General features: G+C 35.3%; 20 protein-coding genes and 1 tRNA gene. 8 read left to right on the forward strand and 13 right to left on the reverse strand.

The genetic code is table 11. The annotated features are described in order from the left end of the window. Positions 1 to 6: 6 nt before the first annotated feature. The gene (gene rpoN / locus LQ189_RS13815) at positions 7 to 1473 is read right to left on the reverse strand and encodes an RNA polymerase factor sigma-54 (protein ID WP_230157929.1); all 1467 of its coding nucleotides are present in this window, start codon (positions 1471 to 1473) and stop codon (positions 7 to 9) included. 83 nt (positions 1474 to 1556) lie between these two features. Next, positions 1557 to 2990: an asparagine--tRNA ligase gene (asnS, locus tag LQ189_RS13820; protein WP_230157931.1), complete on the reverse strand. Its 1434-nt coding sequence runs from the start codon at positions 2988 to 2990 to the stop codon at positions 1557 to 1559. A gap of 282 nt (positions 2991 to 3272) precedes the next feature. Between asnS and LQ189_RS13825 the strand changes: the two genes are divergently transcribed. Further along, on the forward strand, positions 3273 to 3731 hold the full coding sequence (locus LQ189_RS13825; protein WP_086454513.1) for an RNA methyltransferase: 459 nt from the start codon (positions 3273 to 3275) through the stop codon (positions 3729 to 3731). Positions 3732 to 3763: 32 nt separating this feature from the next. Here LQ189_RS13825 and LQ189_RS13830 read toward each other — a convergent pair whose 3' ends face one another. Next, positions 3764 to 6181: an RND family transporter gene (locus LQ189_RS13830; RefSeq protein ID WP_230157933.1), complete on the reverse strand. Its 2418-nt coding sequence runs from the start codon at positions 6179 to 6181 to the stop codon at positions 3764 to 3766. Between the two features lie 197 nt (positions 6182 to 6378). Between LQ189_RS13830 and LQ189_RS13835 the strand changes: the two genes are divergently transcribed. Further along, positions 6379 to 8649, forward strand: a complete 2271-nt coding sequence (locus LQ189_RS13835) for a cation:proton antiporter (protein WP_230157934.1) — start codon at positions 6379 to 6381, stop codon at positions 8647 to 8649. Between the two features lie 2 nt (positions 8650 to 8651). Beyond that, complete coding sequence (locus LQ189_RS13840; protein ID WP_086455006.1) at positions 8652 to 8981, forward strand: multidrug efflux SMR transporter; 330 nt, start codon at positions 8652 to 8654, stop codon at positions 8979 to 8981. A 53-nt stretch (positions 8982 to 9034) separates the two neighbouring features. On the opposite strand, the gene LQ189_RS13845 is transcribed toward LQ189_RS13840, so the two are convergent. Next, on the reverse strand, positions 9035 to 9796 hold the full coding sequence (locus LQ189_RS13845) for a UDP-2,3-diacylglucosamine diphosphatase (RefSeq protein ID WP_230157936.1): 762 nt from the start codon (positions 9794 to 9796) through the stop codon (positions 9035 to 9037). A gap of 4 nt (positions 9797 to 9800) precedes the next feature. After that, entirely contained in the window at positions 9801 to 10265 is a 465-nt protein-coding gene (locus LQ189_RS13850; RefSeq protein WP_086455008.1) for a 6-carboxytetrahydropterin synthase, read from the reverse strand. Positions 10266 to 10575: 310 nt separating this feature from the next. Between LQ189_RS13850 and LQ189_RS13855 the strand changes: the two genes are divergently transcribed. Then, entirely contained in the window at positions 10576 to 13362 is a 2787-nt protein-coding gene (locus tag LQ189_RS13855) for a T9SS sorting signal type C domain-containing protein (RefSeq protein WP_230157940.1), read from the forward strand. Between the two features lie 51 nt (positions 13363 to 13413). Further along, positions 13414 to 13635 carry a hypothetical protein gene (locus LQ189_RS13860; protein ID WP_086454671.1) on the forward strand — a complete coding sequence of 74 codons (222 nt, stop codon included), beginning with the start codon at positions 13414 to 13416 and terminating at the stop codon, positions 13633 to 13635. Between the two features lie 118 nt (positions 13636 to 13753). Here the strand turns inward: LQ189_RS13860 and LQ189_RS13865 are convergent, their stop codons facing one another. Next, complete coding sequence (locus LQ189_RS13865) at positions 13754 to 14521, reverse strand: enoyl-CoA hydratase/isomerase family protein (protein ID WP_230157942.1); 768 nt, start codon at positions 14519 to 14521, stop codon at positions 13754 to 13756. Between the two features lie 118 nt (positions 14522 to 14639). On the opposite strand from LQ189_RS13865, the gene LQ189_RS13870 reads away from it, so the two are divergent. Continuing rightward, a tRNA-Ala gene (locus tag LQ189_RS13870) sits at positions 14640 to 14716 on the forward strand. Positions 14717 to 14868: 152 nt separating this feature from the next. Here LQ189_RS13870 and mtgA read toward each other — a convergent pair. Beyond that, the gene (mtgA, locus tag LQ189_RS13875) at positions 14869 to 15615 is read right to left on the reverse strand and encodes a monofunctional biosynthetic peptidoglycan transglycosylase (RefSeq protein ID WP_230157944.1); all 747 of its coding nucleotides are present in this window, start codon (positions 15613 to 15615) and stop codon (positions 14869 to 14871) included. Then, positions 15615 to 16727: an FAD-binding oxidoreductase gene (locus LQ189_RS13880; RefSeq protein WP_230157946.1), complete on the reverse strand. Its 1113-nt coding sequence runs from the start codon at positions 16725 to 16727 to the stop codon at positions 15615 to 15617. Before LQ189_RS13880 ends, mtgA begins: the two co-directional genes overlap by 1 nt. 212 nt (positions 16728 to 16939) lie before the next feature. Here LQ189_RS13880 and LQ189_RS13885 point away from each other — a divergent pair, with 212 nt between their 5' ends. Together LQ189_RS13885 and LQ189_RS13890 are read left to right on the forward strand one after the other, a co-directional pair. Then, positions 16940 to 18841: a S9 family peptidase gene (locus tag LQ189_RS13885; protein WP_230157948.1), complete on the forward strand. Its 1902-nt coding sequence runs from the start codon at positions 16940 to 16942 to the stop codon at positions 18839 to 18841. Between the two features lie 113 nt (positions 18842 to 18954). Then, positions 18955 to 21390 (forward strand): ATP-binding protein, encoded by a 2436-nt coding sequence (locus tag LQ189_RS13890; protein WP_230157951.1) that lies wholly within the window; start codon positions 18955 to 18957, stop codon positions 21388 to 21390. Here LQ189_RS13890 and LQ189_RS13895 read toward each other — a convergent pair. The 5 genes from LQ189_RS13895 to accB all read right to left on the reverse strand — a co-directional run bounded on the left by LQ189_RS13895 (position 21387) and on the right by accB (position 25909). Then, positions 21387 to 22733 (reverse strand): sigma-54 dependent transcriptional regulator, encoded by a 1347-nt coding sequence (locus tag LQ189_RS13895; protein ID WP_230157956.1) that lies wholly within the window; start codon positions 22731 to 22733, stop codon positions 21387 to 21389. The two genes, LQ189_RS13890 and LQ189_RS13895, sit on opposite strands and share 4 nt — an antisense overlap. A gap of 204 nt (positions 22734 to 22937) precedes the next feature. Next, positions 22938 to 23234 carry a hypothetical protein gene (locus LQ189_RS13900; protein WP_230157963.1) on the reverse strand — a complete coding sequence of 99 codons (297 nt, stop codon included), beginning with the start codon at positions 23232 to 23234 and terminating at the stop codon, positions 22938 to 22940. A gap of 39 nt (positions 23235 to 23273) precedes the next feature. Then, entirely contained in the window at positions 23274 to 23570 is a 297-nt protein-coding gene (locus LQ189_RS13905; protein ID WP_230157965.1) for a hypothetical protein, read from the reverse strand. Positions 23571 to 23988: 418 nt separating this feature from the next. Further along, the gene (accC, locus tag LQ189_RS13910) at positions 23989 to 25335 is read right to left on the reverse strand and encodes an acetyl-CoA carboxylase biotin carboxylase subunit (RefSeq protein WP_230157966.1); all 1347 of its coding nucleotides are present in this window, start codon (positions 25333 to 25335) and stop codon (positions 23989 to 23991) included. A 94-nt stretch (positions 25336 to 25429) separates the two neighbouring features. Continuing rightward, on the reverse strand, positions 25430 to 25909 hold the full coding sequence (gene accB / locus LQ189_RS13915; RefSeq protein WP_086455151.1) for an acetyl-CoA carboxylase biotin carboxyl carrier protein: 480 nt from the start codon (positions 25907 to 25909) through the stop codon (positions 25430 to 25432). Positions 25910 to 25921 lie beyond the last annotated feature (12 nt).

The raw sequence follows: 25921 nt of genomic DNA on the forward strand, positions 1-25921 counted from the left end.
AAAATTCTACATCTTCTTCCTCATTCTCGCTACAGGAATATCGAGTTGCTCTCTGTATTTTGCAATCGTTCTTCTTGCAATTGGATACCCTTTTTCTTTTAGAATTTCGGCCAGTTGATCGTCTGGAAGTGGTTTTTTCTTATCTTCTTCTTCAATGGTGTTTTGTAAAATTTTCTTAATTTCCAATGTCGAAACGTCTTCACCTTGATCATTTTTCATGGCTTCTGAGAAGAATTCTTTGATCAATTTAGTGCCATAGGGCGTTTCTACGTATTTACTATTGGCTACACGTGAAATGGTAGAAATATCAAGACCTACCATATCAGCAATATCTTTTAAGATCATCGGTTTCAACTTGGTCTCATCGCCATCAAGGAAAAATTCTTCTTGGTAATGCATAATCGCATTCATGGTAACAAATAAAGTTTCCTGACGCTGACGGATGGCATCAATAAACCATTTAGCCGAATCCAGTTTCTGCTTAATAAACTGCACTGCATCTTTTTGCTGCGCTGATTTATCACGAGAATCTTTATAGGTTTGCATCATTTCCTGATAATCCTTGGAAACGTGCAGCGATGGTGCGTTACGACCGTTTAAAGTCAATTCCAATTCGCCATCTATAATTCTAATAGCAAAATCAGGAACTACATTTTCGGTTACTTTATTGTTTCCGGTAAATGAACTGCCTGGTTTTGGATTTAGTTTCTCAATTTCATGAATGGCTTTTTTCAACTGTTCATTCGATACGCCGTACTTTTGAAGCAGTTTATCGTAATGTTTTTTAGTAAAAGCATCAAATTGATTTTCGATAATGTCGATAGCCAAATCAACCGATTCCGTTGGTGTTTTGTGCTTGAGTTGTAGCAGTAAACATTCTTGCAAATCTTGTGCACCCACACCTGCTGGTTCCAATTCGTGAATTACATGAAGCATTTTTTGCACCATTTTTTCATCAGTGTAAATGCCTTGGGTGAATGCCATATCATCAACCATGTCTGGAATGCTACGACGGATGTAACCCATATCATCAATACTACCTACTAGAAATTCAGCAATTTCGCGCTCTTCATCATTCAAGATAAAGGTGTTCAACTGATTGATTAAATCTTGATGAAAACTTACTGGCGCTGCAAAAGGTGTTTCTCGCTCGTCATCATCATCGCTATAATTATTTGCCTGAGTTTTATAATCAGGTGTTTCGTCGTTGCTTAAATACTCATCTATATTGATATCCTCAGCGTCAATTCGTTCTGATTCGGCATCATCATAATCATCGTAATCTTCGTTTTCAAACTCGTCCTTCTCGTAATCATCTTCTTCCTTTCCGGATTCCAGTGCCGGATTCTCGTTCATTTCTTCCAGTAAACGTTGTTCAAAAGCTTGCGTAGGCAATTGTATTAACTTCATCAGCTGGATTTGCTGTGGAGATAATTTTTGTGATAATTTTAAATTTAAGAATTGCTTTAGCATTTTATATTTTATTGTTTTTGTTTCAGGTTTAAAGTTTCAGGTTGTTGCACTTGAAACTTCAAACCTTGAACTTGAAACTTTTTTTAGAATTCAGCATTCATTGGTGTTCTTGGGAAAGGAATTACATCACGAATGTTGGTCATTCCGGTTACAAACAAGACCAATCTTTCAAACCCAAGTCCAAAACCAGAGTGAACTGCCGAGCCGAATCTACGAGTGTCTAAGTACCACCATAATTCTTCTTCGTCAATTCCTAAGGCTTTCATTTTTTCGACTAAAACATCAAAACGTTCTTCTCTTTGTGATCCACCTACGATTTCTCCAATTCCAGGGAACAAGATATCCATAGCGCGAACTGTTTTTCCATCTTCGTTCAAACGCATGTAAAATGCTTTGATATTGGCTGGATAATCAAACAATATTACCGGACATTTAAAGTGTTTTTCAACCAAGTAACGCTCATGCTCACTTTGTAAATCAGCACCCCATTCGTTGATGATATAGTTGAATTTTTTCTTTTTGTTTGGTGTAGAATCTCTTAAAATATCAATAGCTTCTGTGTACGAAACGCGCTTGAAATTGTTCTCTAAAACAAAGTTCAATTTTTCTAGCAAAGCCATTTCACTGCGCTCAGCTTGTGGTTTTGATTTTTCTTCTTCTAACAAACGACCTTCTAAGAATTTCAAATCCTCCGGACATTTGTCCATTGTGTATTTTATCACGTACTGAATGAAATCTTCAGCCAAGTCCATGTTGTCATTCAAATCATTGAACGCCACCTCTGGCTCAATCATCCAAAATTCCGCAAGGTGACGCGAAGTATTTGAGTTTTCAGCTCTAAATGTTGGTCCAAAAGTATAAATCTGACCCAAAGCCATCGCAAAAGTTTCTCCTTCTAATTGTCCCGAAACCGTAAGATTGGTCTCTTTTCCAAAAAAATCTTCTTTGTAATTCACTTTTCCATCCTCAGTTCTTGGCGTTCCGTCAAATGGCAAAGCAGTTACTTTAAACATCTCACCAGCACCTTCAGCATCAGATCCTGTGATGATAGGCGTATTCACATATACAAAACCTTTCTCTTGAAAATAGCTGTGAACGGCATAAGACAGTACCGAACGAACTCTCATAATAGCACCAAAAGCATTCGTACGCACACGCAAATGCGCATTTTCACGCAAGAATTCTAGTGAGTGCTTTTTAGGCTGCATTGGAAATTTCTCCGGATCAGAGTCTCCTAAAATTTCCAATTTTGTAACCTGAATTTCAAATTTTTGACCTGCTCCTTTACTTTCTACCAAAGTTCCCGTTACAGATACTGCAGCTCCGGTTGTAACACGTTTTAAAGTTTCGTCTGGCGTATTTTCAAAATCCACCACACATTGAATATTATTGATTGTTGAACCATCATTCAACGCGATAAATTGATTGTTTCTAAAAGTTCTCACCCATCCTTTTGCATTTACTTCATGAAGTGTCGTTGTACTGTTTAGTAAGTCTTTAACTTTTGTATGTCTCATTTTATGTGAATTGTTGATTTTAAAAATTGTCTCGTGACTGAACTGCAAATATAAATGATTTGTTTGAAAAGTCCTTGTAACAATTTGGGTAATCAGGAGCTATTTCCCGCTATTCATTACAATCTTATTGTTTTTCGCAAGCAAAAACAATAAGGATTTCCATTTCTATCGGGGCTAGGGAGCTAGTTTCAGGAGATATTTTAGATTAATAATTCGAAGTATCTTCTTTTTGAAGCTGTTTAAAAACTTGGCTATCCGCACAACACTTTGTACTTTTGCAGCATGAACGACAATTTTGTAACAGAGTATTTCGGCATTGGCATCCAAAACGGTAAAACACCCGAAAATCTTGGTGTATTGTGGCGCACCGCACAAAACTTGGGTGCAAGTTATATTTTCACCATAGGAAATCGATATGCCAAGCAGGCTTGTGATACGCACAATGCCGTAAAATCTTTACCGTATTTTCATTATGAAAATTTTGAGGATTTCTACAACAACTTACCCAAAGGCGCTCGCTTAGTAGGCGTGGAACTTGATGAACGCGCTACCGATTTAGAAACATTTGAACACCCTAGACGCTGTGTTTATTTATTAGGAGCTGAGGATAACGGACTCTCTAAGGCTGCTATCGCCAAATGCCATCATTTAGTTAAATTCAAATCAGAGAAAAGCTTAAACGTATCTGTTGCAGGCAGTATTGTACTGTACGATCGTGGCCTTGCAAAACCAAGATCGTAAAGCATCAAGTAAAATTCAAATACTGATTTAATTTATTTTTTTTGTTCTAATTCGTCAATTTCAGCATCACTAGGTTCAATGATGTCAATTTTAGGTTCAATAAAATCTTGTTCATTTGCCAATGTTTTATTTAAGGTGAGCACCAATGCAGGTAGTAACATTAAATTAGATAGCATCCCGAACAATAATGTCAAGGAAATTAATCCGCCTAGTGCAATAGTACCTCCAAAACTAGACAACATAAATACCGAAAAACCAAAGAACAATACAATAGAAGTATAGAACATACTCAGGCCCGCATCCGTAAAAGTGGCATAAACGGATTTACGAATCTTCCAGTTATTTTTCTTTAATTCCTCTCGATATTGCGATAAGAATCGGACGGTATCATCCACCGAAAGTCCAAATGCAATTCCAAAAACCAATATCGTTGACGGTTTTAATGGTATATCCAGAAAACCCATCAATCCAGCGGTAAGCATCAACGGAAGTAAATTTGGAATAATAGAAACCAAAACCATCTTGAACGAACGGAACATAAATGCAATTAAAAGTGCCGTTAACAAAAAAGCAAATGCCAGCGACGAAAGTAAATTATCTAGCAGGTAACCAGTCCCTTTTTGGAAAACCAAAGCTTTTCCTGTAATGGTTACTTTATATTGATTGGCTGGGAAAATCTTGTCCGCTTTCTTCCGAATTTCCGCTTCTATTTTAGCAATCTTATCGCCACTTTCATCGCGCATGAAAGTAGTAATTCGGGCATATTGACCGGTTGCATCCACATAGCTTTTCATCACATTATCTTTCGAATTTTTAGTCGAATTTTTAGCATAAGATAAAATAAAAGATTGTTCCTGTGAGCTAGGCAATTCATAATAATCGGGATTTCCGTTGTAATACGCTTGCTTAGAATACTTAACCAGATTGACAATCGAAATAGGCTTAGACAATTCTGGAATCTCATCAATGGCTTCCTCAAGTTCCTCCATTCGCTTCAGGGTAGACAATTTCATCACTCCTTTTTTGCGCTTGGTATCAATCATAATTTCAAGCGGCATCACTCCGTCAAACTCTTTTTCGAAGAAAACAATATCCTCAAAAAAGGCTTCTTTTTTAGGCATGTCCTCAATTAAACTTCCCGAAATTCGCATTTCATATATCCCTATAATGCTCACTACTAATAACGATACAGCTACTACATAGATTGAAAATCGATTGTATTTTACATTTCTTAAAATCCAATCCATGAAAACTTTAACATAGTTGCGATCCAAGTGCTCAATGTGACGCTCCTTAGGTGCTGGAATAAAACTATGAAAAATAGGGATTACAATGATGCACAAAAAGAAAAGCGCCATAATATTGATAGATGTTACCACTCCAAACTCTAACAACAATTGATTGTTTGAAGCAATAAAGGTAGCAAAGCCTATGGCTGTGGTAAGATTAGTCATTAAAGTTGCCATTCCTACCTTTGTAGTAACACGTTGTAACGCTTTAGCCTTATTATGGTGAATTTTATATTCTTGATGGTACTTATTGGTCAAGAAAATGCAATTCGGGATTCCAATTACGATGATTAAAGAGGGAACTAAAGCCGTTAAAACCGTAATTTCATAATTCAACAATCCTAAAAACCCAAAAGACCACATCACACCAATAATTACAATAATCATAGATATTAAGGTGGCTCTAAAACTTCTAAAAAAGAAAAAGAAAAGCAATGAAGTTACCAGTAAAGAAGTACCTATAAAAATGCTAATTTCATCAGTAATGGTCTTTGCATTCAAGGTCCTGATGTATGGCATTCCCGAAACTCGTAAATCAATTCCGGTTTCTTTCTCAAAAACTTCGACTGCAGGGACTAGTTTCTCTAAGATAAAATCTTTTCTAGCAGCTGTGTTTACAATTTTCTTGTCCATGTACACCGCAGAACGAATACTTCCTGATCTTTTATTAAATAGCAAACCCTCATAGAAAGGCATATCATTGATAAGTTCCTTCTTTATGGTTTGCAAATAGGCAGGATCTAAAGTTTTATTTTGATCAATAAAAGGAACCAGTTCAAAGGTTTCTAGGGAGTCATTTTTTTGAAGCTTTTTTAAATCATTAAGAGATACCACAAGATCTACAGCGGCATCATTTTTTAAAGAATTCATCATTCTAGACCAAGACGCGAATGCCTTTGGGGTGAATATAGCATCATCTTTAACACCAATGATGACAAGATTTCCTTCTTCTCCAAATTTATTTAAAAAAGCATCATATTCTATATTGACAATATTGTCATTAGGCAATAAATTTGCCTCGGTAAAAGTAAAATGAATATTTTTCCATTGTAAAGCTAAAAGTGCTGTTATTGCCACAATAATAGACAGCATTAAAATTCTATTCCTAAGGACAATACGAGCAATTAACTCCCAAAATCCCAAACTAAACCACTTGATCATATTTCCTATTTATTGGGCGCAAAGGTAATTAAATCGACTACAAATCGTGAGTTATAATCAAAAGTTTTTCTTGTGTTTACTGGATTTTAAGGGTTGTTTTTTATATTTACAATTAATTAATTTTAAACTGTAAAATTTATACATTTGGTTTTACCATCTTTGTCATAATTAAAAAAATAATTTGTATCCACAACACTATGAAAAAATATAAAAACTCAATTTTTTATTTGGTTGTGACTGGCGTGTTTCTCTTTTTGATGTATCTCATTATCAATAAAGGAAAAACGCTCGAAGCAAATGAAACAATTGTATCCCCTATTAGTGATAAGGGATCTTGGGGAGATTTCATAGCCTCTATGCTTCATAATTTTCAGGATCCATTAGCCATATTATTAGCGCAAATCATAACTATCATTCTGGTTGCACGTATATTTGGATGGATTTTCAAAAAAATTGGTCAGCCCTCAGTAATAGGAGAAATTATTGCTGGTATTGTTTTGGGACCCTCTTTATTGGGTTTGTATTTCCCTGAAGTATCTGCTGCATTGTTTCCAGTAGCTTCACTAGGAAATTTAAAATTTTTAAGCCAAATAGGACTGATCCTTTTTATGTTTGTAATAGGTATGGAGCTGGATTTAAAAGTCTTAAAAAACAAAGCTAACGAAGCCATTGTAATCAGTCACGCTAGTATTATTATTCCGTTTACACTGGGCATAGGGCTTGCCTATTTTGTGTACAATCAATTTGCTCCAGAAGGCGTTAAGTTTTTATCTTTTAGTTTGTTCATGGGTATTGCACTAAGCATCACTGCTTTTCCAGTACTAGCACGTATTGTCCAAGAAAGAGGCATACACAAGACAAAATTAGGCGCTATTGTAATTACTTGCGCAGCAGCAGATGATATTACTGCTTGGTGTATTTTAGCAGTAGTAATTGCAATTGTAAAAGCGGGAACATTTGTTAGTTCACTATACATTATCATGCTTGCAGTACTATATGTTGCAGCAATGATCTATATCGTAAAACCTTTCTTAAAGAGAATTGGAGATTTATATGGAACTAAAGACAGTATTGTAAAACCGGTTGTAGCTATCTTTTTTTTGGTCTTAATTGTATCCTCATATGCAACTGAAGTGATTGGAATCCATGCTCTTTTTGGCGCTTTTATGGCAGGAGCTATTATGCCTGATGTTCCTAAATTTAGAACCATATTTATAGAAAAAGTAGAAGATGTTGCACTAATTTTACTCTTACCACTATTCTTTGTTTTTACTGGATTAAAAACTGAAATTGGTCTTTTAAACGATCCTTATTTATGGAAAATAACGGGTTTCATAATTCTTGTAGCCGTTGTAGGTAAGTTTTTTGGAAGCGCACTAGCAGCCAAATTTGTGGGTCAAAGTTGGCGCGATAGTTTTACAATAGGAGCCTTGATGAACACCCGAGGATTGATGGAGTTAATTGTATTGAATATAGGTCTTGAACTAAAAGTACTTACACCCGAAGTTTTTACAATGATGGTTATAATGGCACTCGTAACTACATTTATGACAGGACCGGCACTAGATCTTATTAATTATATTTTTGACACAAAAGATGGTCCCGAACAAGCTGAACTATCAGATGATTCCAAGTTTAAAATACTAATCTCTTTTGGGAACAATGAAAAAGGAAAATCACTGCTTCGAATTGCAAATAGTTTGGTAAAAAAACAAAAAAATACCGCTAGCGTTACCGTTATGCACCTGTCTCTAAGCGACGAAGTACATAGTTTCAACCTAGAGGACAAAGAAAAAAACAGTTTTCACCCTTTGGTTGAAGAATCTCAAATTCTAAAACAAGAAATCACTACCGTTTTCAAGGCTACAACAGATATTGAAACTGAAATTGCTGATGTTGCTAATCAAGGAGATTATGATTTATTGCTAATAGGTTTAGGAAAATCTATTTTTGAAGGTACTATCCTTGGGAAAGTGATTGGGTTTACCACTAGAATCATTAACCCTGACCGTTTAATAGATAAGTTTACAGGAAAAGAAGGCTTGTTTGAAAATTCACCATTTGATGAAAGAACAAGACAAATCATTTCCAAAACCAAAATGCCGATTGGAATTCTTATTGATAAAGATCTACAACAAGTAAACCAAGTTTTTATTCCGGTTTTCAGTTCTGAAGATTATTTTTTAATGGACTATGTTCAAAAATTAATTTACAATAATAATTGCAAAATTATACTCTTAGATGTTAATGGAAGATTAACTACTAATTTTGTGATGAATAGCGCCATCCAGTCACTAGAACAACAATTCCCGAACAATATCAGTGTTATTACCGATAAGATTATCAAAAAAGATTTCTTAGATCAGCAAGATTTAATGCTTATTAGCCTTGAGAGCTGGAAAGCACTTGTAGATTCAAGAAGTACTTGGTTGAGTGGTGTTCCTTCGGTATTAATTGTTAAGCAATAATTATGAATTGGGTCTTACTGGTAATTGGAGGTCTTTTTGAAATAGGTTTTGCAACCTGTTTGGGCAAAGCCAAAGAAAGTTCGGGTGCTACAGCAACAATATGGTTGATAGGGTTTTTAGTGTGCTTATCTATAAGCATGTTATTACTCTACAAAGCCTCTCAAACATTACCCATAGGAACTGCTTATGCCGTATGGACAGGAATTGGCGCAGTAGGAACAGTTCTTGTTGGGATTTTTGTATTCAAAGAACCCGCTGATTTCTGGAGGATATTTTTCATCACCACCTTAATAAGCTCCATCATTGGATTAAAATTGGTATCAAGTCACTAATTCTTGTTACAAATCAACTACTTTAAAAAACACGCCAAATTGAACGTTCAAGACTACTTTGTATCGTACTTTTTAATTTCGAAAGTTTCACCATCAAAAACGCCATAGGTAAAATATACAATCCAATCTCCTAAGTTGACATACTCGGCATTTTCGCCAACAGAAACTTTCATCGGTAAATGGCGGTGACCAAAAATAAGGTAATTGTAATGCTTGGTTTCTAGTTTTCTTTTGGAATACAGAATAAGCCATTCTTTATCTTCGCCAAGAAAAGTCACATCTTCATCACCGGAAATCAGTTTGTTTTTGACCGATAAATATTGTGCCAATTTCACTCCAATATCCGGATGCAACCATCTGAAAAGCCATTTGAAAAACGGATTGGTAAACACTTTTTTCATGCGTTTGTACCCTAAATCGCCAGGTCCTTTTCCGTCTCCGTGGCCAATAAGGAATGTTTTGTCTCCAAAAGTGTATTCTTGATTGTCATGAAAAACTGGAATGTTCAATTCCTTCTGGAAATAATCGGCCATCCACAAATCGTGATTTCCCACAAAGAAATAGATAGGAATGCCACTATCACGAAGTTCTGCTAGTTTACCCAAAACACGGATGAAACCTTTTGGAACTACTGTTTTGTATTCGAACCAAAAATCAAATAAATCGCCTAATAAAAAAAGAGCTTCGGCATCACTTTTAATTTCGTCAAGCCACGCTACAAACTTTTGTTCTCTTGGATAACTCAAGTCAGGCGTAGGAGCTCCAAAATGTTGATCAGACGCAAAATATATTTTTTTGTTGTTGGGTAATTGCATGAAGTTACAAAATGGATTTTACATTATCACTGGCATACCATTCTGCAAAAGAGGATTCGGTCTCTTGTAATTTTAACGAAAACAGCGCAATACCTTCTGGAAGTCTATTACTGATGCGTTGCGCAAAATCAATAACCATGTTCTCACTTGTGGGTTGATAATCCACCAAAATTACGTGATGCCCGCGGTTGATAAGTTCGTTAGCCAAATCAATATGTGGTGTAGTACCGTTGAAAACTGTAGCGTGATCAAACTGATCTACAATTTCTTCTTTTACAATTTTCTTTAAATCCGTAAAGTCAATTACCATTCCGAATTTTACATTAGAACGGTCAGTAATTGGCGTACCAATTACCGTTACTGACAATTTATAACTATGTCCATGAACATTTTTACATTTGCCATCGTAGCCATACAAGGCATGACCGGTCTCGAAACTAAATTGTTTTGTAATTCTGATATTGCTCATCGGAGTTTAATTTTGAGGCAAATTTAGTGATTTTTTGACTTGTAGTAAAAGCTTTGTTCATCAAACCACTTGAATGCTAATAAAACCAAAAGTTTTAAAAAACCATACCGTAAAATGGCACGTTAAATCCGACTAAAATTTACAATAAATTAACATACCGATTGCGTTGTCAATATTATTAGTAATATATTTGGCCTTCAAATATTTAAAAGTAAATAATATGAGATTACGCGCTCTGTGATTAAAGAATGCATATCCTTATTTTAATTATTTGAATGAAACTAACTAACACTTATTTATTACTTTTTCTATGAAAAAAACTTTACTCAACAATGTTTTGTTTGTGTTACTCACCTTTTTGGGTTTGAGCCTGAGTTCATCACTTAACGCACAAACTACCTACACGTGGAACCAAACAGGTAGTGCCTCTTTTGGTCTTGCAGCAAACTGGTCCCCTAGCAGAGATATGCCAGCAGCAAATGATATTTTAGTTTTCAATAACGGTGCTACAACTACCGTAACTGATGTACCTACACAAACTATAGGAGGTCTTACAGTTGCGACAAATACTAATGTAACTTTAAACACATCAGCTACACCCGCAAAAATACTAACCATCAATAACGGTCTAAGCGGAGCAGATTTTTCTGTTGAAAGCGGTTCTCAACTTAACGTGGCCATTACAGGAGGTGCTTTCCCTTTGACTATTACTATTGGCACAGGAGCAACTGGAATCGTTGCCGGTTCTATGACATTTTCAAGCGCAACAGCAAATACTATAAACACCATAACTGCTGCTGATGCAAGTGGTTTAACTTTCACAAATGGTGCAACACTTACGCAAAGTACAAATAGTACAGGTAACATTTTTGGTAGTGGAACAAGCAACAGTGTTATATTTGCAAGTGGATCTACTTTTATTCAGGCCGCTGGTTCAAACCCTTTTCAAAAAACTCAACCTGCATCAGTAGTAGTTTTTCAAACAGGAAGTTTATTTAAATTAATTGCAAATCAAGCTCCTGCTTTTTCTGGAAGAACCTATGCAAACCTTGAAATTGCAGCAACTGGATTTAGTCAAAGTTCTACCGGAACAGGGGCTTTATCAATAGACAACCTTACAATAACCACAGGGGCTCTCAACATAAATCTTACCTCAGCAGTTTCAATAAAAGGAAATATTAATATAGCTACAGGGCAAACATTGACTTTTAGTCCTGCAACTGCAGCTGGATCTTTAACATTTAATGGTGCAACAGCGCAAACCATCAATAACACAGGAACACTTACTTTTACCGCAAATACAAATGCAATCATAGCAAATACAAACGGAGTTACTTTTAACCAATCTCAAACATTGTTAGGAAGTACTACTGTAAATGCTGGGGCTACATTAGCAACAAACGGAACACTTACACTTTCAGGCACACCTTCTATCAATGGGACACTACGATTAAATTCAACTGGATTACTTTCTGGTGCTACTCCTACTTATGGTGCTGCGTCAAGTCTAGTATACAATAGCGTTATTGGCGGTGCCAATGTAGGAAACGAATGGACTGGGAATGCAACTACAGCTGGGGCTGGGATTCCAAACAATGTGACTCTAAACAGCAGTAGCATCAACATCAACAGCAATAGAGGTCTTGCTGGTAATTTAACCATTGACTCTGGAAGTACAGTAACAGTTAAATCAGGAAATAATCTTTCTGTGGCAAATAATTTATTTAATAACGGTACAGAATCTTCATTCGTTCTCGAAAATAATGCAAACCTTATCCAAAATGGGACTACCAATACCAATACTGGCGCTATAACTATCAACCGAAACGGAGCTTCACTAATGCTTTTAGATTACAGTTTATGGTCTTCACCAGTAAGCGGTCAAAAATTAAAAGCTTTTTCTCCTAACACGCTAGACAATCGTTTTTATACTTACAATCCAACTACAAACATTTATGTACCAGTGGCTGCTCCAGCTACTACTGATTTTGCATCAGGAAATGGGTATTTAATTCGTGTTCCAAATGATCATCCTACCACTCCTACTATTTGGAGCGGAATCTTTAGAGGGGTTCCAAACAATGGAAACATCTCTGTTTCTGGTTTGACTTCAGGAACTTTTAATGCTGTAGGAAATCCTTATCCATCTACCATTAGTGCTGATGCTTTTATCACTGCTAATAACCTTACAGAACCGTTGTATTTTTGGAGAAAAACAAATGCTGCTACAGGAACTGCTTACGCTACTTATACAATGGCAGGAGCTGTTGGAACACCAGGTAATGGAGGAATCACGCCAAACGGAACCATTCAAGTAGGACAAGGATTTATTGTAAAAACAACTTCAAATTCAGTTGCATTTGCTAATACAATGCGTACTGCCAATACTGCAAACCAAATACTAAGAACTGCTACAACAGATAAAAACAGAATCTGGTTGAATCTATCTAAAGGTACTGAACCAGTAAACCAAATGATGGTTGCTTACATGGATGGCGCCACTAGCGAAATTGACAATACATTAGACGGAAGATACATCAATGATAATGGAACTGCTCTAACTAGCTCTTTAAAAGGAGAAGAATTTGTTATTCAAGCCAAAGGATTACCATTTGATTCTAGTGACATTGTTCCTTTAAGTTTTAAAACAGAACTTGCAGGTACTTTTACCATTGCTATAGACAAGGTAGACGGTTTATTTTTAGGCAACCAAGAAATTGTACTTAAAGATCTAAAAGCAGGGACAGAGCAAAACCTTAAAACAAGTTCATACACATTTACCAGTGAAGCGGGAACTTTTAAAAACCGTTTCGAAATTGCTTTCAAAAACAACCAAACTTTAGATATCAACACTCCTAACTTTGATGAAAATAGCGTAATTGTCTTCAATCAAAACGGAACATTAAACGTATCTACAGGAAAAAATGCTATCAAAAACATCCGCGTTTTTGATATAAGAGGCGTTTTAATTGCAGAACAAAAAGAGGTAAATGCAAATACAGCAAGTATCAAAAACGTTACGGCAAGCAAACAAGCTGTTTTAATCCAAATTACTTCAGAGGACAATAAAACTGTAACTAAAAAAGCTATTTTTTAGGCTGTAGCCAATAAAAAACAGGTACTAGAATTAAAATTTTAAAATTAAATCATGAAAAACATAGTAATACAATTTTATATCGTTGCTTTTTTTATACTCTCTAGTGTTACCATGCTAGCACAAACTCCTGGCGACACTGATGGTACAGCCGACGGACTAGAAGGAGCTGATGCTCCTGCAGCACCTATAGATGATTACCTTTTGCCAATGGCACTAGTGGCTATTTTTGCGGGATATAAATATTCTAAAAACACGGCTCAAAAAACAGTTTAAATAGAGTTGATTTTAAAACTGTAACCCAATAAAAACCCCCGAAAAAATAATTTTCGGGGGTTTTGCTATTTTATATTGAGATACTAAATCATGAATTTGAATAGCTCGTTATTTCATTCTATTTTTTAAACTGTGCTAAAGCATTTTTAGTAAATTCAGACAAAACCAACTTCCCCGAAATAGCAGCACGATCTAATAAAAGCGTGTCCCAATTTTGTGTTCCTTCCCACAGTACTTTTTTCATTTCCAGTAATGCCTCGGGGTTATAACTTGATAAAGTGTTGCTAAAATTACTTACCGCAAGATCCAGCTCCTCTGTACTGTCACAAACTACTGCATAGAGCCCTTTTGATTTGGCCCATTCAGCCGACTTCCATTCCTGTGCCGCAAGAGTCATTTCGGACATTGCTGTTTTCCCTATTTTTCGGGTTACAGCAGGTTCTATTACAAAAGGCCCTATTCCTATGGCTAGTTCTGATAATTTTATAGCGGCATGCTGCGTAGCCATCACGTAATCACAAGCCGATGCAATTCCTACTCCACCTCCTACTGCTTTTCCATGCACTCTGCCTATAATAAGTTTAGAACAGTTGCGCATGGCATTTATCAAGTTTGCAAAACCAGAGAAAAAATGTGTACCAGCAACCTCATCTTGTACCGCAAGCAACTCATCAAAAGAAGCACCTGCACAAAACGCTCCAGTACCACTACTTTGAATCACAATTACAGACACGTTTGGGTTTTGGTCTAATGTACTAAATTCAGCTGTCAAGCGATTTAATAGTTCTCTTGGAAAGGAGTTACTTGAGGGATGACTAAAAGTTACCGTTGCTACTCTATTATTGATGCTGGTCTCTAAGGAACCCTTTGCGTTTTCAGAAATCATACTTTTTTTGGGTAAAGTTAAAAAAAGTAATGCGGAATTCACCAACTCCTTGTAAGAATGAATTTGTCTTTAAAATTTGTTTTTTGGCTGATTATTATAGTATATTTGCGCACACCTTGGGGGATTAGCTCATTTGGCTAGAGCGCTTGCCTGGCAGGCAAGAGGTGATCGGTTCGAATCCGATATTCTCCACCAGTACAATTAAGCCTTACAGCAATGTGAGGCTTTTTTATTTTATATCACTTTAATACTAAAGTTTTTTTGATTTCAAAACACAAAAAAACCGTAATAACTACTAACTAGCTATTACGGTTTTTTTATAAATCTAAACACTAAACCTCTACTATCTACTTAGGATAATTGACTTTACCTACAGTCCTCATAATCCTAACAATTTTAGCCTTTCGGTTATTAATATATGTTGAGGAACTTGTTGCTGAGTATTTCCGAGGATTGGGTAATATGGCAGCTATACCAGCAGCTTGCTTCGGGGTCATGCTTGAAGCTCCTTTTCGGTACCAGTGTTCAGCTGCCGCTTGCGCTCCGTAAACACCATTACCCATTTCAATACTGTTCAGGTAAACCTCCATAATGCGTTCTTTGCCCCATATAAGTTCAATCAAAACTGTGAAATAAGCTTCTAAACCTTTTCGCAAATAACTACGGCCTTGCCATAAAAAAACATTTTTTGCAGTTTGTTGGGATATGGTGCTTCCCCCTTTTATACGGCGACCTCTCTCGTTACTTTTATAAGCTTTTTGCATAGCTACAAAATCAAAACCATTATGCGTTAGGAACGTCCCATCCTCACTAGCAATAACTGCTTTTTGTAAATTCATGGAAATATTCTCAATGGGTTCCCAGTCGTGACTGAAAAAAACTTCTTTACCAGCAACTTTATTTTCAAAAACTCTAATAACCATCAAAGGCGTAAAGGGCACTGGGACAAACTTAAAAAAAACCACAAAAAAAAGAGATAGCCCAAAAAACCAAAGCAATACTTTGAGCAAAAACCTACTGATCTTACTGCCAATAGAGCTTGTGCTTTTTTTGACGGGTTGTTTGGATTTTTTTGGTGTAATTCGTGTTCCCATTATAATAAATCTGCTAATTCTGTACCTATTAAACTTCCTATTGCAACACCCATTCCTCCTAGACGCACACCGCAATACACGTTGTCTGAAAGAGCCGAAACAATGGGATTCTTACTTGTTCCTATTCCCATGATTCCGCTCCAGCTATGCGCTATTTTAAAATCATGATTTGGCAAAATTACTTCTTTTAAGAGTTGTTCCAATTTTTTTTGCACAATTTCTGTCTGACCAAATTCAGTGGTGTTTTCTGTTGCAAAATCTAGATTTCTGCCACCACCTAATAAAATCCTATTGTCAATATTCCTGAAATAATAATAACCTCGGTCTAAATGAAAAGTTCCCTTAATGTCTAAATCAGTAATAGGCTCTGTAATAACAACCTGAGCTCTTGCTGGTTGCACCGCATTTTGCGTTAATTTTTGAGCAAAACCATTAGTAGCAAAAAACAATTTTTTAGTACTATAACTAAACGAACCTAACGCTACAGTAACCTGGTTTCCAGTGTCATGAAAATCGGTAACCGTTTGTGTATTTAGGATTAAAATATTCTTTGCTATTGCCTCTTTGAGCAAAGCATGCATCATTTTTCCGGTATCAATTTGAGCCTCAAAAGGATTAAAAATAAGGTATTCATGAATTCCTTTAAACCCAAAACGATCTATTTCTTTTGCAAAAACATTCGATTTAAACAGAGACTTTAAAATTTCATTGATAAAAGGAAGTTTCCCCAAACAGTCCTGAAAAACATCTTGGTCTCCGTCTAAAAAAAGTTCATAACCCCCATGAGGTTTAAAATCAATGGCAGCATCTCCAAGTTTGTTTCTCAGTAATTGCAGTCCTTGCCATCTTTTCTGTATCAATTGAACAACTTCTTCCTCTGTGTGTGTTCTTAAATCGTCTATAACCTCAGAAAGACTACCAAAACAAGCAAAACCAGCATTCTTAGTGCTTGCTCCCTGTGGCAAAACACCTTTTTCTAAAACTAATATCTTGCTGTCTGGAAATCTTTCGCGCAAGCGCAAAGCAGCATGCAAGCCCACGATACCACTTCCTACAATGGTATAATCTACATTAGTAAACCAGTTTTTCAATTCCCAGTAACTCAAATCCATTTCGATTTTTTTTTTATAAAAATAATACTTTTTAGGAGCTAATCCCGCTATACGTTGCAATCTTTCTAGTCTTACACATATTTCAGAGACCTGAAAAACGTGTAAGACTAGAAAGGATTTCCACTGCTATCGGGGCTAAAAAACCTTCCTCTACAAGACTAAAATAGGAAAAAAAGAGCTATTTTTAACATCCTAAAAAAGCAATTTTACTCATGAAAAAAACACTTTTTATATCCTTACTAATGATCAGTTTAAACACAATGGCACAAAATACAATGACTCCAGAATTACTCTGGAAACTAGGTCGAGTAACCCCGCTAGGAATCTCCTTAGATGGAAAAAATGTGATTTACAAAGTCAGCACGCCTTCTGTTTCAGACAATAAATCCGAATCAAAAATGTATGCGCTTCCCTTAGATGGTGGAAATCCTACCGAAATTAAAGATACAAAAGACATTCTGAAAGACAAAAATATTTCGCCAGATGGGAAATACGTGGTGTACCACGAAGAAGTAAAGGTTGAAAAAGTGCACGGAAAAGATTTTTATCCAGAACTTCAAAAATCAGACGTGCAAATCTACGATGGATTGAATTACCGCCATTGGGACACTTGGAATGAAGGCAAATACAACCATGTTTTTTTTAAAGAAAATAAAGATGGTGCGCTAGGAATTGACATCCAAGAAGGAGAAAACTTTGATAGTCCACAAAAACCTTTTGGTGGTGACGAAGATTATATTTGGTCTCCAGACAGCAAAAATATTTATTTCGTGTGCAAGAAAAAAGCGGGTACTGAATATGCTATTTCTACCAACACCAATATCTTTGAGTACAATCTAGAGACAAAAAAAACTACAAACATAACCGAAGAAAACCAAGGTTATGATACCACTCCACAGTTTTCACCAAGCGGGAATTTAACATGGCTACAAATGAAACGCGATGGGTATGAAGCAGACAAAAATGACATCGTAGTTCTTTTTAAAGGAATAAAGATAAACCTTACCGCAAATTGGGATGGTACAGTAGATCATTATATGTGGAGTGCTGATGGAAAGAAAGTTTATTTTGTAGCCCCAATTGATGGGACAAAACAGCTTTTTGAAGTGAATTTTCCTGGCGCAACACGCATTGCCATAACAGTTCGTCAACTAACCGAAAGTGATTTTGATGTGAATGATCTTATTGGTTTTACTGGTGAAAACATTCTAGTGACACGAACCGATATGAATCATGCTTCAGAAATATACTCTTATAATTTGAGTAAAAAGACTTGGAAACAACTATCGAATGTTAATACTGCTACGTACTCCACTTTGGCGCTAAGCAAAACGGAAAAACGATATGTAACCACTACAGATGGCAAAAAAATGTTAGTTTGGGTGGTACTTCCTCCTAATTTTGACGCTTCAAAAAAATACCCGACACTCTTGTATTGCCAAGGCGGACCACAATCTGCATTGACCCAATTTTACTCCTACAGATGGAATTTACAATTAATGGCAGCTAATGGATATATCGTGGTAGCTCCTAATCGTCGTGGCATGCCGGGTCATGGAGTGGCTTGGAATGAGGAAATCAGTAAGGACTGGGGCGGGCAGGTTATGGATGATTACCTATCAGCCATTGATGCTATGGCCAAAGAAAATTACGTAGACAATACTAGATTAGGATGTGTGGGAGCTAGCTATGGTGGATACTCTGTTTTTTATTTAGCAGGTATTCACAACAACCGCTTCAAAACATTTATCGCCCATGATGGGGTCTACAATACTCAAAGCATGTTTGGGACAACCGAAGAAGTTTTCTTTAGCAATTGGGATTTTGGTGGAGCTTATTGGGAGAAAAACAATGCCACTGCTCAAAAAACATACACCACATTCAACCCGATGAATTTAGTAGAAAAATGGAACAAACCAATTTTAATCATTCAAGGTGGAAAAGACTTTCGTGTACCCATAGGACAAGGACAAGAAGCTTTTCAGGCGGCTCAACTTCGCGGTTTAAAAAGTAGATTTCTATACTTCCCCGAAGAAAATCACTGGGTTTTAAAACCACAAAATGCTTTAGTTTGGCAAACTGAATTTTTCAAATGGCTTAAAGAAACCCTATAAATAATAGCACAAGTAAAAAAACCTCACCCCCCAGTGAGGTTTTTTTTGAGTTACGATTTTTAATATTTTGATTATCTTAACTATAAAGTATCTTGTAATTTTTAACTTTGAATATGGATCAAAAAAAAAGCTACATCCCTATAAAAGTTTTTCTAGGCTACCTTCTGTTGGTACTCCTCTTTGGTAGTGTCGGGTGGTTTTTATACTCCGAAAATAAAAGTTTCACTCGACCTGAAAAAAGTATTTCTGATAAAAATGATGCTGTATTAAAAGTAAGTACTGTATTATCTGACTTATACAAAACAGAAAGTTTGGCTCGAATAGCCATTCAGTCTGATTCAGAAACTGATTTTAAGCAGTACGTAGCTAAAACCAGAACCTTGACTATTGCAATTGACTCCTTGAAAACTGCTGTATCTACGCCAGACCAAGTACAATTGCTGAATAGTGTTCAGATTTTGTTGTCTAAAAAAACCCAAAACATTCTACAGTTAAAAGCCATAAAAAATAAAACCGAAGATGAAACCGCTGTTAGCAGTGCCATAACCGATTTGACAAAAATGGAGTCTTCCATGCGGAAGCTACAATTAGAAGATTTTGTAAAAAATCCAGCGGAAATGGCAGATTATCAGCGCAATGTTTTAAAAAAATATGTTGCTTATTTAAACCAAAATATCCCTGATGATAGTAGCAACACTTTAAGCAAAAAAGAATCAGACTCTATTATTAGTACTTCAAAAATGCTTTTAAATCAAGTAAAAACGGAGACCGCAAATAAAAAAAATTTACTGATCCTAGAGGAAAATAAACTACTTCAAAACGGACTTTCTATTTCTGAACAATTGCGTAAAGTACTTGAAACAATTGAAAGAGAAATTATTGCGAACACAGCGAAAAACTTTACTGAAAGAGAAAAATCATTACAAAAAACCAATCAAATAGTCACGAGTGCAGCTATTATTGGGCTGGTATTGACGCTCTTATTTTTAATTCTTATTTTAAATGATTTTTCAAAAACACAGTCCTATAAAAAACAATTAGAAACTGCTAATCTCAAGGCAAAAAAACTACTAACCAGCAGAGAACAACTGATTTCTACGGTGAGTCATGATTTAAAAACACCTTTGAGCACGATTGTAGGGTACACAGAGTTATTAGGAAACTCAGACTTAAGCTCGAAACAATTACATTTTACCAAAAACATAAAGGGTTCATCTGACTATATTTCTAAACTAGTTCAAGACTTGCTGGATTTCACTCAAATTGAAGCTGGAAAAATTACTATCGAGAAAATCTCTTTTTCACTGCCTGAAAGTATAAAAGAAATCAGTACCAGCATACAAGCCGTTTACGCACATAAAACAATAGAATTGCTACTGGATATTGATTCGGATTTAGAACAAAGAATAATTGGAGACCCTTTTAGATTGCGACAAATAATATCAAACATCGTAGGGAATGCGTTCAAGTTTACTGAAAAAGGTTTTATTAAAATTACCGCAAAAGCGAACAGAAAGTCCAAAATAATCACAATCCTAATTGAAGATTCAGGAATAGGAATAGCGGCAAAAAATCAAGAATTAATTTTTGAAGAATTTACACAAGCAGACGATCAAATTGAAAAAAAATATGGCGGAACCGGCCTTGGCCTAACCATCTCTAAAAAAATGGCTAGTATTTTAGGTGGTGATTTAAACTTAAAAAGTGAATTAGGTAAAGGAAGTATCTTCGAAATTCAAATTCCGTTGCAATATGACACGACAACGCTAGATCATTTATCTGCTCCAGCAAACGAATTGCAAAGCAAACGAATTGCGGTTCTTATTGACGACGATCACAACCTATTGCAATTAACTACCGAAGTATTGCAACAACATGACTTTATCGTATATCCTTTTGGTAAAGCAACTGAGACACTGAACTGGATTGAAAACCACGCATTTGACCTAATTATAACCGACATTCAAATGCCTGTTATGGATGGATTTTTATTTATCAAAGAATTACAAAATGCCCAAAAAACCAATTATGACAAGCAACCTATTATTGCCGTTACTGGTAGAAATGATTTGAGTCTAGCCGACTATACAGAAGCTGGATTTATTACAGTGGTAAGAAAACCGTATTCCCCAAAAATATTGCTTAATACCATACATGCAATTTATAATAATAGCGAAATTCCCAACCAAAAAGTAAAAAATAAAAAGACCAAAACTCCTGAGAAACTGTATTCATTAAAAGAACTGAAAGCTTTTTTACCCGATGATACTCAAGGTCTAAGTGATATTTTGCAATCTTTCATGTCTGGAACACTTGAAGCTATGACCTTATTAGAACAAGCGGTACTTACAAACAACCGTCTTGATATTAACGAAATTGCTCATAAAATGAATCCCATGTTTAAGCAAATCAAAGCAGTACACATTAGTACTATTTTAGACCAATTGGAAAACAAAGACACTTCTAGTGAAGAATTTCATGCTTTGCTACTAGATTTAAAAGATAAAATACCGGTACTTTTTGCACTTTTAAACAAGGAACTGCATTAACTGATATCGTATAGCTTTAATTTATTATACAATGTTTTTCTATTGATTTTAAGTAATTTAGCCGCTTCTGTTTTATTGTTATTTGTTCTGGACAAGGCTTCTAGAATAGCTTCTTTTTCGTTTTCTGATAACGAAAAATCATCACTTAGCTTGTCTGTACTTTGAAAAAATTCAGCTGGTAATGCTTCTTTCTCTACAAAATCTCCCGCTGTTAAAAGCGTAGCGCGCTTAATGCAATTTTGTAATTCTCTTAGATTTCCTGGCCATCTGTAATTTTGAAAAATACTCAAGACCTCTGCTGAAAATCCAATGACATTTTTTTGTAGTTCTTGATTTGCTTTTTCAAGAAAAAAATCAGCAAACAGCATTAAATCTTCATTTCGTTCTACTAAAGAAGGAGAATGAATAGAAAACTCATTGATTCTATGGTACAAATCTTCTCGGAAATCTCCTTTCTTAACCGCTTCCCTCAAGTCTTCATTGGTAGCTGTAATAATTCGGATATCCACAGCAATTTCTTTATTGCTTCCTACAGGTTTTATTTTTCTTTCTTGTAAAGCTCGTAAAAGCTGTATTTGATTCTCGTATGAAAGATTTCCTATTTCGTCTAAAAAAATGGTTCCATTATTTGCTGCTTCAAAAAAACCAATTTTATCTTGAATAGCTCCTGTGAAAGAACCTTTTACATGACCAAAAAATTCACTAGCTGCTAACTCTTTTGGGATTGATCCACAATCAACAGCAATGAAATTGGTGTTTTTGCGGGCGCTATTTTCATGAATACTTTTAGCAATCACCTCTTTTCCAGTTCCGCTTTCGCCAATGATTAATACAGACATTGTAGTGGGACTTACCAATTGTATGTACTCTGCAAGCTTTAATGAAGCTTTTGAAATGCCTTTTACAAAAGTACTACTAGATTTCTCTACAGGTTGTTTTACTTTTTTAGGACTCTTTTCGGTTTTAGTGGGTTGTACATTTTCATCCTGTCGCAATGCATTTGCAATTACCAACAGAACTTCCTCCGGATTAAAAGGTTTCGAAATATAATCTGCTGCGCCATTTTTTATTGCTTTAACTGCCGTACTCACATCGGCATATCCAGTCATTAGTAATACGGGAACGTCAGGAAAGATTGCTTTTATTTCAGACATAAGTAAAACTCCATCAAAATCTGGTAGTCGTACATCTGTGATTACGAGGTCAAATTCATTAGTTTTCAATATAATCCTCGCTTCAGCAGCTGAAAATGCAGTAACTACTTCAAAAGATTTTTTAACCAGGAATTTTTCTACTAATTTACAAAAAGGCACATCATCCTCTATCAACAAAATTTTAGCCATTGTGTTTTAAACTTTACTGCTAAATTAAAGTTATTTATATAGTATTGTCCTAATTATTTCAAAAAAAAGAGAGACTGTTAAAAACAATCTCTCTTTTTTAAAAATAAAAATTACCTAATTATTTATTGATCCAGTTGCCATTAACATCCGCATATACAGTAGCGTTCTGGTCTCCAACAGTAATTTTCAATACATCACAAAAGACTACTTTTGAATCCATTTCCCGTTTGCGTCGGCAAATAAATTTCCTTTTTTGTCTCCTTGTGTAATGTCTAATTTGTACTCTTTATTAGCATTTACATAGGCCTTATCTAAAACTGCGTCAGGATATGCTTTTTTTAATGCTTCTGTTATGGCTTCAGGAACTTCTTCTAGTTTAATTTCTGTGTATTCCTCTTGCATATTTACTGTTTGCAATACTTTTTTAGCATTTAGAACTGGTGTTGCAAAAGTTGAAAAACTCCCCAAAACAATTGCTGCTGATACTATTAACTTTTTCATGATATTTGTTTTAAATGTTGTTGTATTTACTTCTTTATCTTATTTCTTAATCCAATTTCCTGATTCATCTGCAAAAAGACTTCCTTTTTTGTCCCCAATAGTAATGTCTAGTTTATACTCTTTTTTAGGATTAACATAAGCCTTATCTAAAACTGCTTCAGGATATGCTTTTTTTAATGCTTCTTTTATAGCAGCAGGAACTTCTTCTAATTTAACTTCTGTGTATTCCTCTTGCACATTTACTGTTTGCAATTCTTTATTTGCGCTTTGTACTGGTGTTGCAAAAGTTGATAAACTTCCTAAAACAATAGCTGCTGATACGATTAACTTTTTCATGTGATGTAATATTTAAGATTATATAATTAGTTTTAATACTAATGATAATAGAATAATCATACCAATTTTAAAACACAACTATCCATTATCATAATTAACTATTTTTAAACTAGTTACAAATTTTACATTTAAGTCTGTACTGTGTAAAACGAGAAAAAATAATGTAAAACTGTGTAATAAATACACAGTTGGTTAGATTTATTTGAATCCATAACCAAAAAGAACCTTACACTGATGGAAGGTTCTTTTTAAAAAATTATGAGAGTAGCCGAACTAAATAATTTGTATGGTATAAAAAAATGCATTCCACTTCTTTAGTTCCTTTTATAAGTCTAAATAGTATAGTAACAGTAGTACAAAAAAAATCCCGTCAAAAAAAATATTTGACGGGATTTTTTATTGTGATCTAAACAGATTCTTATTCAGGATCGTTCATTTTAAAAGTATCCATAAAAGCAGTAGTATAATCTCCCGCAATGTATCGTGGATCATCCATCAATTGTCTGTGGAATGGGATAGTTGTTTTAATACCTTCAATTACAAATTCATCTAATGCTCTTCTCATTTTACTAATTGCTTCTTCACGAGATTGAGCAGTAGTAATAAGTTTTGCAATCATAGAATCGTAATTTGGAGGAATTGTATAACCAGAATACACGTGTGTATCTAAGCGTACACCATGTCCGCCTGGCATGTGCAACGTAGTAATTTTTCCTGGTGAAGGGCGAAAATCATTATAAGGATCTTCTGCATTAATACGACACTCAATAGCGTGTAATTGTGGTAAATAGTTTTTACCAGAAATAGGCACACCTGCAGCAACAAGGATTTGCTCTCGTATCAAGTCATAGTCAATTACTTGTTCAGTAATAGGATGTTCTACTTGAATACGCGTATTCATTTCCATAAAGTAGAAGTTGCGGTGCTTATCTACTAAGAATTCTACTGTTCCAGCACCTTCATACTTGATAAACTCAGCAGCTTTTACTGCTGCAGCACCCATAGCTTGACGCAATTCGTCAGTCATGAAAGGTGAAGGAGTTTCTTCAGTAAGTTTTTGATGACGTCTTTGTACAGAACAATCTCTTTCAGATAAGTGACAGGCTTTACCGTAAGCATCACCCACAACTTGAATTTCGATATGACGTGGTTCCTCGATTAATTTTTCAAGATACATTCCGTCATTACCAAAAGCTGCAGCCGACTCTTGACGAGCACTTTCCCACGCTTTCAATAAATCTTCTTCTTTCCAAACAGCACGCATTCCTTTTCCACCACCACCGGCAGTAGCTTTTAACATAACTGGAAATCCGAATTCTCTTGCTAACCCTAAAGCTTGCTCATACGATTCTAAAATTCCAACTGAACCTGGAACACATGGAACACCTGCTTCAATCATTGTAGCTTTGGCAGAGGCTTTGTCTCCCATTCTATCAATCATTTCTGGCGAAGCACCAATGAATTTGATTCCGTGTTCTTGGCATATCTTTGAAAATTTTGAATTTTCAGATAAAAAACCATACCCTGGATGAATTGCATCTGCGTTTGTAATCTCGGCAGCTGCAATAATATTTGACATTTTTAAGTAAGATAAATTACTTGGAGGAGGCCCTATACAAACCGCTTCGTCAGCAAATTTAACGTGCAAACTATCAGCATCAGCAGTAGAGTATACTGCAACTGTTTTTATGCCCATTTCTTTACACGTTCTAATAACGCGCAATGCAATCTCACCTCTATTTGCAATTAATATTTTTTTAAACATCTTATTTGAAATTTTAAATGTAAATTTTAAATCTAAGTTCTATTGATTTTCGAAATATTCGATATCAAAAATAATTTTATAATTTAAAATTTCTTTATGATGGATCAACTAAAAATAACGGTTGATCAAACTCAACTGGCGACATATCGTCTACCAATATTTTAACAATTTTACCTGAAACTTCAGACTCAATTTCGTTAAATAATTTCATGGCTTCAATTACACATAAAACATCACCTTTTCCAATTGATTTACCTACTTCAACAAACATTGGTTTGTCTGGTGATGGTTTTCTATAGAAAGTACCAATAATTGGTGACTTTATAGTAACATAATGTGCGTTCTCTACAGCTGGTGCTTCTGGAGTTGCTGCAACTGGAGCAATTTGTTGAGGCGCTACTGCCTGAGGAATTGCAGCCTGAGCTGGCATTTGTTGTACATATGTAGTCTCAGTTACATTTCCTTCTAAAGTGGTTCTAATGGTAATTTTCACATCATCCATTTCTAATTTAACTTCTGCAACACCTGAATTTGCTACAAACTTGATTAGATTTTGAATTTCTTTTAAATCCATGATTATTTGTTT

This window comes from Flavobacterium sp. CECT 9288, assembly GCF_918731615.1.
Lineage (GTDB): Bacteria > Bacteroidota > Bacteroidia > Flavobacteriales > Flavobacteriaceae > Flavobacterium.